The sequence below is a fragment of the Pseudomonas sp. VI4.1 genome (assembly GCF_002029345.1).
In the GTDB taxonomy this organism is placed as follows: domain Bacteria; phylum Pseudomonadota; class Gammaproteobacteria; order Pseudomonadales; family Pseudomonadaceae; genus Aquipseudomonas.
The window spans coordinates 1-6,869 of sequence record NZ_MULM01000145.1; the positions used below are offsets into that span (position 1 = coordinate 1).

Sequence of the window (6,869 nt, forward strand, 5' to 3'; positions counted from 1 at the left end):
CACATCCAACATCAATGTTGCCTGTGACACCGCCTGCGCCGACACGCGATCCCCCTGTAGGAGCTGGCTTTTGCCAGCGAAGAGGCCACCACATCCAACATCAATGTTGCCTGTGACACCGCCTTCGCTGGCAAGCCAGCTCCTACAGGGGCCAGCGTCGATCAGGGGTCGTGTTGATCAGTCCTGCCGCCAGTCGGCGCCCTTGTAAATTAACCCTCCCACCAGACGTTCTACTGGGTATCTGCCTTCACGACCCAAGGAACCGTCTTCCATGACCCAGCCAACCCGTGGCGCCATCGGCGAATTGTTCGCCCTGTTGAAACCCTTTCGGCTCATTGTCGCGGCCTCCATTTTCCTGGGCATGGTCGGCGGCCTGAGCGTCACGGTATTGCTGGCGACCATCAACAACGCCCTGCATTCGGAAACCGGCCTGAGCCAAGGCGTCGTTGCGCTGTTCGCCGGCCTGTGCCTGCTGGCGCTGGCCAGCTCGATCTGCTCGGACATCGGCACCAACTATGTCGGCCAGCACATCATCGCCACGCTGCGTAAACAGTTGGGGGAAAAGGTCCTGTCGGCGCCGATCGAACAGATCGAACGCTATCGCAGCCACCGTCTGATCCCGGTGCTGACCCACGACGTCGACACCATCAGCGACTTCGCCTTCGCCTTCGCGCCGCTGGCGATTTCGCTCACGGTGACCCTGGGCTGCATGGGCTACCTGGCGATCCTGTCGTGGCCGATGTTCCTGATCATGGTCGCCGCGATCCTGATCGGCACGGCGATCCAGGCCTATGCCCAAAGCAAGGGCGTGCAAGGTTTCATGGCCGCCCGCGACGCCGAAGACGAATTGCAAAAACACTACAACGCCATTGCCGAAGGCGCCAAGGAACTGCGCATCCACCGCCCTCGCCGCCAGCGCATGTTCGTCTCGGGCATCAAGTCCACCGCCGAGTTCATCTGCAACACCCAGGTGCGCTCGATCAACACCTTCGTCATCGCCAAGACCTTCGGCTCGATGCTGTTCTTTGTCGTCATCGGCCTGGCCCTGGCGCTGCAAACCTTCTGGCCGAGCGCCGACAAAACCGTGATGAGCGGCTTCGTGCTGGTGCTGCTGTACATGAAAGGCCCGCTGGAACATTTGATCAGCATCCTGCCGATCGTCAGCCGTGCGCAGATCGCCTTTCGCCGGATCGCCGAGTTGTCCGAGCAATTCTCCACCCCTGAACCGCACTTGCTGCTCAGCGACCAAGGCCACGTCCAGCCCGTGGTGCACGAACTGAAACTGGCCGATGTGCGTTTCGCTTTCCCGGCAGCCGAAGGGGCCGCGCCATTCCAGCTCGGGCCGGTCAACCTGACCATCAAGCAAGGCGACATCACCTTCATCGTCGGCGAGAACGGCTGCGGCAAGACCACGCTGATCAAGTTGCTGCTGGGGCTGTACACGCCGCAGCAGGGTGAAATCCGCGTCAACGGCGTGGGCATCGACGCGCAGAACCGCGACGACTATCGCCAGTTGTTCACCACCATCTTTGCCGACTACTACCTGTTCGATGACGTGGTCCAGGGCGATACGCACATCCCCGAAGACGCCAACAAATACCTGCAACGCCTGGAGATCGCGCACAAGGTCAGCGTCAAGGACGGCAATTTCACCACCACCGACCTCTCCACCGGCCAGCGCAAACGCCTGGCCCTGGTCAATGCCTGGCTCGAGGAACGTCCGGTGCTGGTGTTCGACGAATGGGCGGCCGATCAGGACCCGACCTTCCGCCGGATCTTCTACACCGAGCTGCTGCCGGACCTCAAGCGCCTGGGCAAGACCATCATCGTGATCTCCCACGATGACCGCTATTTCGACGTGGCGGATCAATTGGTGCGCATGGAAAGCGGCAAGGTCATCACCGAAATGGCCCCTGCCTGATCGGGTGCTCGTGGCCATGCGCGGACCTGTGGGAGCGGGCTTGCTCGCGAAGGCGGCGGCCCGGTCAATTTTGATGTCGTCTGACACACCGCTTTCGCGAGCAAGTCGAATCGTCGCACCGCCGCTCCCACAGGTTCTGCGCGGTTTTCACCCTCCAGAAATTTATTTTCCCGGTTTCTTTCCGGTTTTCCGTTCGTGCTGCGTCTAATAATCATTCCTATTAACAAAAAACTCTGCACAACACTTTTTCAGGAGCTCAGGTAAGTAATGCGACCTCAAACCCGCCGCACACCTCTCGCGCTGGCCGTACAGCGTCCGACTCTGCATCGCACCCTGTTCACCAGCGTACTGCTGACCGCCACCTTGCTGGGGAGCTCGATGGCCAATGCAGCACCTGTAAAAGTAAGTATCCCGGTCCAGCCGCTGTCCAGCGCGCTGACTGAACTGGGCATGCAGACCAACCTGCAGATCCTCTACAGCCCGGACCAGGTTGCCGGAATCAGGTCCCGCGCGGTGTCCGGTTCGCTGGAGCCTTCCCAGGCGCTGGCGGAACTGCTCAAGGGCACCGGCATTTCGTTCCAGATCAACGGCAACAGCGTCACCCTGGTGTCCGGCGGCGGCTCGAGCCTGCAACTGGGTGCGACCACCATTTCCGGCCAGGCCCTGGGCCTGAACACCGAAGACACCGGCTCTTACACCACCGGTGCAACCACCACCGCCACCAAGCTGCCGCTGACCCTGCGTGAAACGCCGCAATCAGTGACCGTGGTGACTCGTCAGCAGATGGATGACCGCGGCGTAACCAGTGTCAGCGACGCATTGCGCAACACCCCCGGCATCACGATGCAGAAGTACGACAGTGACCGTACCGAGTTTTCCTCCCGCGGCTTTGCCATCACCAACTATCAATACGATGGCGTCAACATCCCCTACGACGGTGTTTACGGTGAGAACCCCAACAACAGCGACGACTCCGCCAGCCTCGATCGCATCGAAGTCATCAAGGGTGCTACCGGCCTGATGACCGGCTCGGGTGACCCGTCCGCCACCGTCAACCTAGTGCGCAAGAAACCGACCAAGGAGTTCAAGGCCTCGGTCAGCGCCACCGCCGGCTACTGGGACAACTACCGCACCGAAGGCGATATCTCCGGTTCGCTGACCGACTCAGGCAACGTGCGTGGCCGCTTCGTCGGCGCCTACCAGGACAAAGATTCGTACATCGACCACTACAGCCAGAAGAAAGACCTGTTCTACGGCATCCTCGAAGCCGACCTGACCAGCGACACCCTGCTGACCTTCGGCATCGACAAGTCCAGCGCCACCCCGCGCGGCAGTTCCTGGACCGGTAACTCGCCGTTCTTCAGCGATGGCGGCCGCACCGACTTCTCGCGCAGCTTCAACCCGGGCGCCGACTGGAGCCGTCGTGATTTCGACAGCACCACCTACTTCGCTTCCCTGGAACAGGCCCTGGCCAACGACTGGAAACTCAAGGTCAGCCTCGACCAGAAAACCACCGATCACGATACCCGCCTGGCCTCGGCCAGCGGCGGCAACCCGGACCGCACCACCGGTGAAGGCATGTTCTTTTACTGGGGTCGCTGGGAAGGCCATCGCGTGCAGAACACCGCTGACGTGAACGTCTCCGGCCCATTCACCCTCGGTGGTCGCGAACACGAACTGGTCGCCGGCTTCATGGCTTCGCACTCGCGCCAGACCGGTGCCACCTACGACACCAGCGCCTTCGAACTGGTCCCGGGCAGTATCTTTGACTGGAAAGGCAACCTGCCGGTCCAGGAGTTTCCGAAAAACGGCAAGTACGAGCGCACCACCAGCCAGAACGGCGTTTACCTGGCCACGCGCCTGCGTCCGACAGACGACCTGTCGTTCATCCTCGGCAGCCGTCTGAGCACCTTCAAGTACGACGAAGATTACAGCTACTACCCGGGCGCCGGCCTGGCCGACACCCACGCCAGCTACAAGGAACACGGCGTGGTCACACCTTACGCCGGTGTGGTCTATGACCTGAACGACACGTACTCGGTCTATGCCAGCTACACCAACATCTACCAGCCGCAGATCTACAAGGACGCCAGCGGCAAGACCCTGGATCCGGTGGAAGGCGACGCCTACGAGACCGGTCTGAAGGCGGCCTATTTCGATGGCCGACTGAACGCCAGCCTGGCCTTCTTCCGCATCGAACAGGACAACGTCGCCCAATACGTCACCACCGACGGCACCGGCCAGGACGTGTACGAAGCCATCTCCGGCGCCACCACCAAAGGCGTGGAACTGGAACTGGCCGGCGAACTGGCGCAAGACTGGAACGTCTCTGCCGGCTACACCTACGCCCGCACCCGCGACAAGGACGAACAGCGCATCTTCGGCTTCCCGCTGGCCACCAGCAAACCGGAACACAGCGTACGCACGTTCACCACCTACCGCCTGCCGGGCGCGCTGAACCAGGTCACCGTCGGTGGCGGTGTCAGCTGGCAGAGCGCGTTCTACGGCCAGACCTTCAGCCCTACCGATGGCAGCGTCAATCTCAAGCAAGGCGGCTACACCCTGGTGGACCTGATGACTCGCTACGAGTACGACGACCACCTGAGCTTCACCGTCAATGCCAACAACGTCTTCGACAAGCGATACCTGACGGGCCTGGGCAACTTCGGCACCACCTTCTCCGGCGAGCCGCGTAACATGCAGGTCACGGCGAAGTATGATTTCTGAGCGCTGAGCTGAACTGAAAAATGCCCGTGTCGTGAGACGCGGGCATTTTTTTTGGCTTGAGAATTTCGCTGATTGTGATGCCGTCTTCGCGAGCAAGCCCGCTCCCACAGGGAATCTTCAGTGAACACAGAATTCAATGTTCACATCGATCAACTGTGGGAGCGGGCTTGCTCGCGAAGGCGATAGCCGCCCTGCTACAAATCCCGGCACCAGACATCCGGCGAAGGGGCAGTGTCTACTAAGGCGGGTCGAGTCGATCCAGCGCCCGATTCACCGCCAACTCCCCCAGCATGATGACCTGCGCAATCCCCAGCAGTGAATTGCGGCTCGGCCCCTCCATATGGTCCGCCAGGTCCATGGCCATGACATTGGCCGATGCCAGCGACTCGCAGGCATGGGCCAGCAGCGTTTCGGTATCGAGCTCGGGGTTGACGGTGAACATGGTGCAGAGTTTGCGTGGCGTGGCCATGATGTTGGCGGCCGGATTGAGGTGATGGTCGAGCGCGCGTTCGGCGGCTTCGTGGAGTTGTCTTGAATCGAGGTTTTCGCAGGGGGATGCCGGATCGGTATCTGGCGGGTTGGGTGTGACCTTGAACATAGATGAAACTCCTAACGCGAATAACAAAGGAGCCATCACCCTCGCTACCAAACGAAAGGTGGCGGCCATACGCGGGTTGGTAGACCGGTCGCATTAGGAACCCGGCGCCCCTGAAGGAGCCCTGCGCATGGCCACCATAAAACAGAGTCCGGAGAAAGCGACTGCGTAAGGTGGCGCTATGCGCCTAATACGAAACGGGCTACCAAACCCGATCGCTGTTTTTCAGCGACCGACAAACGATAGAGCCCGCACCCAAGGCGCACAAGCCGGCGGATTCTGGCGTAACTGTAGGCAATGGCGCAAGGTGTTGTAGCTTGTAGGAAGTCATCTTGCGGGGGATTAAACAAGCGCAATTAAACACTGTTTAATGACGGGTAACGGTACTTACACGCGAAGTACATAAACGGAAAAAACAGTGCCTGCATTGTTAGTACGCGCATTTGTTGGAGCTATAGATTTGTATTGACTGTCAGGCAGTCTTCGCGAGCAAGCCCGCTCCCACATTTGATCTTCAGAGGCGCAAAATTTGTGTACGACATAGATCAAAATGTGGGAGCGGGCTTGCTCGCGAAGGCGATGGTAGATCTACCAAAAATCTTCCTGCTTAATGTAAAAAACCGCTACCCCCTATCCAGGAATGGCGGCGTTTTGCATTTCAATTCAAAGCTGCGAACGCACCCACCCCGCCACTTCCGCATGAATCCCCTCCACTTCACTCAGCAACCCACCCATGCGCATGAAGTCATGGGTCATGCCCGGCTGTTCCAGCAGCGTCACCTCATTACCGGCAGCACGCAGAAGCTCGGCGTAGGCCAACCCTTCGTCATGTAACGGGTCATGCCCGGCCAGGTAGACCAGTGCCGGCGCAACGCCTGACAGATCGTCAGCCAGCAACGGCGAGCAGCGCCAGTCCGCCAGGTCCTGGGTTGTGCGGGCGTAATGGGTGTAGAACCAGTCCAGCGTCGGCGTCTCCAGCAGGTAGCCTTCGGCGAAGTCGCGATGCGAGGCGCGTTTGATGGTGGCATCTATCACGGGGTACACCAGCACTTGTGCCTTGGGTTTCAACAGTAATTCTGCAGGTTCGCGCACGGCCATGATCGACAACACCGTGGCCAGGGTCGCGCCGACGCTGTCACCGGCCACGGCGGCCCGCGTTGCGTCCAGGCCATGGGCTGCTCCCTCGCGGACCAGCCAGTTGCCGGCATCGCAGGCGTCCTGTACCGGGGTGGGGAAACGCCATTCCGGTGCCAGGCGGTAATCCACCGTCAGCAGGGCGAAACCACCCTGGGCGGCCAGGCGACGGCACAGTGCGTCGTGGGAATCGAGGCTGCCGACCACGTAGCCGCCGCCGTGGAAATACAGGACCACGGGCTGCAGTCCGTCGACCGGTTTGCCATCGCGATACAGGCGCGCCGACAAACTATGGCCATCCCGCGCGGCAATGGTGAAGTCCTCGCAGGCAACGCTGTCCAGCGGCACGTCGAGAAAGCCTGAGGACGCTTCGAAGTCGATCCGTGCCTGTTGCGGGGTCTGTTCGTGCATCGGGCGGCTTTTGCCGGTCAGGCGGCCGAATTCGGCGAGTTCGAGAAATGCTTCAAGTTCTGGCAAGACGGCCATGGGATG

General features: G+C 60.6%; 4 protein-coding genes. 2 read left to right on the top strand and 2 right to left on the bottom strand.

Features of this window, described 5'->3' with window-relative positions:
• Positions 1–271 precede the first annotated feature (271 nt).
• Positions 272–1,921 carry a cyclic peptide export ABC transporter gene (locus BZ163_RS13035; RefSeq protein WP_128871255.1) on the top strand — a complete coding sequence of 550 codons (1,650 nt, stop codon included), beginning with the start codon at positions 272–274 and terminating at the stop codon, positions 1,919–1,921.
• A 267-nt stretch (positions 1,922–2,188) separates the two neighbouring features.
• Positions 2,189–4,648, top strand: a complete 2,460-nt coding sequence (locus tag BZ163_RS13045; protein ID WP_128871256.1) for a TonB-dependent siderophore receptor — start codon at positions 2,189–2,191, stop codon at positions 4,646–4,648.
• Positions 4,649–4,886: 238 nt separating this feature from the next.
• Here the strand turns inward: BZ163_RS13045 and BZ163_RS13050 are convergent, their stop codons facing one another.
• Together BZ163_RS13050 and BZ163_RS13055 are read right to left on the bottom strand one after the other, a co-directional pair.
• Positions 4,887–5,246: a DUF6124 family protein gene (locus tag BZ163_RS13050; protein WP_128871257.1), complete on the bottom strand. Its 360-nt coding sequence runs from the start codon at positions 5,244–5,246 to the stop codon at positions 4,887–4,889.
• A 660-nt stretch (positions 5,247–5,906) separates the two neighbouring features.
• Complete coding sequence (locus tag BZ163_RS13055; protein ID WP_128871258.1) at positions 5,907–6,863, bottom strand: alpha/beta hydrolase; 957 nt, start codon at positions 6,861–6,863, stop codon at positions 5,907–5,909.
• Between the last annotated feature and the right edge of the window lie 6 nt (positions 6,864–6,869).

Coding starts and splice junctions, on each gene's coding strand:
- BZ163_RS13035 (WP_128871255.1), top strand. CDS start 272: ATGACCCAGCCAACCCGTGGCGCCATCGGCGAATTGTTCGCCCTGTTG.
- BZ163_RS13050 (WP_128871257.1), bottom strand. CDS start 5,246: ATGTTCAAGGTCACACCCAACCCGCCAGATACCGATCCGGCATCCCCC.
- BZ163_RS13045 (WP_128871256.1), top strand. CDS start 2,189: ATGCGACCTCAAACCCGCCGCACACCTCTCGCGCTGGCCGTACAGCGT.
- BZ163_RS13055 (WP_128871258.1), bottom strand. CDS start 6,863: ATGGCCGTCTTGCCAGAACTTGAAGCATTTCTCGAACTCGCCGAATTC.